This is a genomic window from Actinomadura sp. WAC 06369, from assembly GCF_003947565.1.
Classification (GTDB): domain Bacteria; phylum Actinomycetota; class Actinomycetes; order Streptosporangiales; family Streptosporangiaceae; genus Spirillospora; species Spirillospora rifamycini.
On the sequence record NZ_QHJN01000336.1, the window covers coordinates 1 to 2,766 of the forward strand.

Annotated in this window: 3 protein-coding genes and 1 pseudogene; 3 read left to right on the forward strand and 1 reads right to left on the reverse strand. The window is 70.8% G+C overall.

Annotated features, from left to right (window positions below; genetic code table 11):
- A pseudogene (locus DMH08_RS39170) lies at nucleotides 1–218 on the reverse strand (hypothetical protein); the annotation flags it as partial.
- A gap of 184 nt (nucleotides 219–402) precedes the next feature.
- Between DMH08_RS39170 and DMH08_RS39175 the strand changes: the two are divergent.
- Genes DMH08_RS39175 through DMH08_RS39185 form a run of 3 tightly spaced genes read left to right on the forward strand, consistent with a single transcriptional unit; the run spans nucleotide 403 to nucleotide 2,225 of the window.
- Entirely contained in the window at nucleotides 403–1,029 is a 627-nt protein-coding gene (locus DMH08_RS39175; protein ID WP_026405122.1) for a DUF4956 domain-containing protein, read from the forward strand.
- Nucleotides 1,026–1,859 carry a polyphosphate polymerase domain-containing protein gene (locus tag DMH08_RS39180; RefSeq protein WP_125621305.1) on the forward strand — a complete coding sequence of 278 codons (834 nt, stop codon included), beginning with the start codon at nucleotides 1,026–1,028 and terminating at the stop codon, nucleotides 1,857–1,859. Before DMH08_RS39175 ends, DMH08_RS39180 begins: the two co-directional genes overlap by 4 nt.
- 6 nt (nucleotides 1,860–1,865) lie before the next feature.
- On the forward strand, nucleotides 1,866–2,225 hold the full coding sequence (locus tag DMH08_RS39185; RefSeq protein ID WP_125621307.1) for a hypothetical protein: 360 nt from the start codon (nucleotides 1,866–1,868) through the stop codon (nucleotides 2,223–2,225).
- Nucleotides 2,226–2,766 lie beyond the last annotated feature (541 nt).

Sequence of the window (2,766 nt, forward strand, 5' to 3'; positions counted from 1 at the left end):
GCCCGGCCGGGGCGTCCGGCGCCCCCGCCGCCGGACGCCCCGGCCGGGCCGGACGGGGCGGGCCCGCCCGTCGTCCCCGGCGACCTGCTGACCTCGATCGTCCCGCCGAGCGACGGCGGCGTGCTCTCCCGCGCCTGGACGACCCCCACCAGCGCCGCGAGGAGCAGCACCCCGCCCACCGCGGCGCCCAGGCACCACCTGCGTACTGAAACCGACATGGTGCCAACCTCGCACGCGGCCGCCGAACCCACGGTTAAGCGCGCATGAGAAGGCTTTCATCCGCCCGAGGCGCCGCCCCGCAGGCCACGCGCTCCATGAACGCTCTTTCATGCAGCTCTCACCCGACTCCCATCGCGGCCGGGGACCGTACTCCATGAACCGGACCGCAATCAGGAGGAACCTGTGGCTGAACACGTCCTGTACGGCCTCGCCGCGAACTTGACCGCGATCACCGTGCTCGCGCACGTGATCTACTTCCGCCGGCACCACCGCAAGGACCTGCGGCTGGCCTACATAGCGGTCAACGTCGGAGTCTTCACGGTGGTTTCGCTGCTGCTGGCCGAACGGGCCGACGTCGCCGTCGGGTTCGGGCTCTTCGCCGTCCTGTCGATCATCCGGCTCCGTTCGGACGCCATCACCCAGGAGGAGGTCGGCTACTACTTCGTCGCCCTCGCCCTCGGCCTGGTCAACGGCATCGCCGCCGTCATCCCGTGGCTGGCCGTCCTGCTCGACGCGGTGCTGCTCGCGATGATGTACGTCGCCGACCACCCCCGCCTCGCGCCCCGCACCCAGCGCCGGGTCGTGACGCTCGACGTCGTCCACGCCGACCCCGCCGCCCTGCACGCCGACCTTGAGCACCGCCTCGGCGGAACCGTCCTGTCCTGCACCGTGACCGAGGTCGACTACGTGCGCGACGTCTCGATCGTCGACGTCCGGTACCGGCGGGCGGAGCAGAAGCCCCGCCCCGCCGACGTCGCCACCCCGTACCCGACGCGTCCCGCCTGGTCCGTCCGAGGCGAAGCGCGATGACCGTCCTCACCGACCTCGCCGTCGACGGGACCGCCGCGGTCGCGCGCCTCACCGGGGCGCTGCCGTCCATGTCCCTCGCCCAGGTCCTCGACCGCGCCGAACTCCAGACCCGCGTCGACCGCAAGTACCTGGTGCCCGCCGAGCTGTGCGCCGCGATGCTCCCGCGCCTCGACGGCGAGTACGCGGCCCTCGAGATCGACGGGCGCCGGGCCTTCCGCTACTCCTCCACCTACTTCGACACCCCGAACCTCCTCACGTTCCGCCAGCACCGGCAGGGCCGCCGGCAGCGCTACAAGATGCGGACCCGCACCTACATGGACAGCGGCGAGTGCATGTTCGAGGTGAAGCTGTCGGGGGCCCGCAACGCCACCGACAAGCGCCGCATGCCCTACGACGCCGCCCGCCGCGCGACCCTCGACGGCACCGCGCGCGCCTTCCTGCAGGACGTCCTGCTGTCGGCGTACCGGACGAACCCGCCCCGGGCCGTCGTCACCAGCGCGACGACCGACTACCTGCGCTCGACGCTCGTCCAGCTGTCCGGTCCGGGACGCGTGACCTTCGACACCGCCCTCAGGTGCGCCGACGGCGCCAGCACCACGATCGCCGCCGATCCGGGGGTCGTCCTCATCGAGTCGAAGTCCGCGGGCGGCGAGGCCCCGGTGGACCGGATCCTGCGTGACCAGGGCGTCCGTCCGGTGAAAATCAGCAAGTACTGCGTGGCCGTGGCCGTCCTCTACCCGGGCGTCCCGGCGAACCCGTGGCGGCCCGCGATACGGGCCTATTTCGGTGCCGCGCACCCCCTTTGGAACAGGCCGTGGCGGGGTAGATAAGGCGACGTGCAAGTCGCTCCGAGACGTACCGGCGAGTGGTGGATCTCGCCCGCGATCCCCGCGGTGGCCGACGTGGTGCTCGCCGCGCTCTGGACGTTCACCGCGTTCGGCGGCTGGGGCGAGCAGGCGTTCTGCGAGGCGGGGGGCGTCCACGACCCCGCGTGCGCGACGAGCTTCCAGAACTCCGTCCTCGCGTCGCTCGCCGTCGTGATCCCCGCGGTCGCCATCACGCTCGCCGCACTGGCGCTGCCGCGTGTCCGGCGTCACCCGGACCGGCTCGGAATGATGCTGACCGCCGCCGCGTTCCTCTGGGTGGGCGCCGAGGGGATCCTGTTCCTCGGCGGCTACTTGGCCCAGTCCGCCTGACGCCCGTTTTCGGGCATCAGCGCAGGTGAGCGGCCCGCCTCCGGGACGTTTCCGGCACCCGCCGACCGGCCCGGAGAAAAATCCCCGCGCGCTGGTTTGACGTTCCGACCCCGGGGGCATAATGTTCTCTCCGCCCCACAGGGGAGCCAGGACGCCGAGAGGCGGCCGGCCCGAAGGGGAACCACACCCGACCAAGCAGATGCGGCTCCGTCGTGTCCGCCGATCGGTGGTGGGTCGGAAACAGCCGATTTTGACAAACCGGCCGGATCTGATGAAATAGCACCACCGCCCGGAAGGAACCGCGCAAGCGGAACCCGAAAGGCATCGGGAAAAGCCGGAAATTGACAAGCCGGCCGGAACCGATAAAGTAAGAACAGTCGCCCCGGGGCGAGACCAGCGAAAGCCGGTCGAGCACGGTGGGTGTCCGTTTCTTGAGAACTCAACAGCGTGTTAAAAGCCAGTGCCTTTAACGATTCGGCCGGCAGGCCGGATCACCCCCGAGGCCCTGCATCCCCTCTTCGAGGGGTTGTGAGGCTGGGGA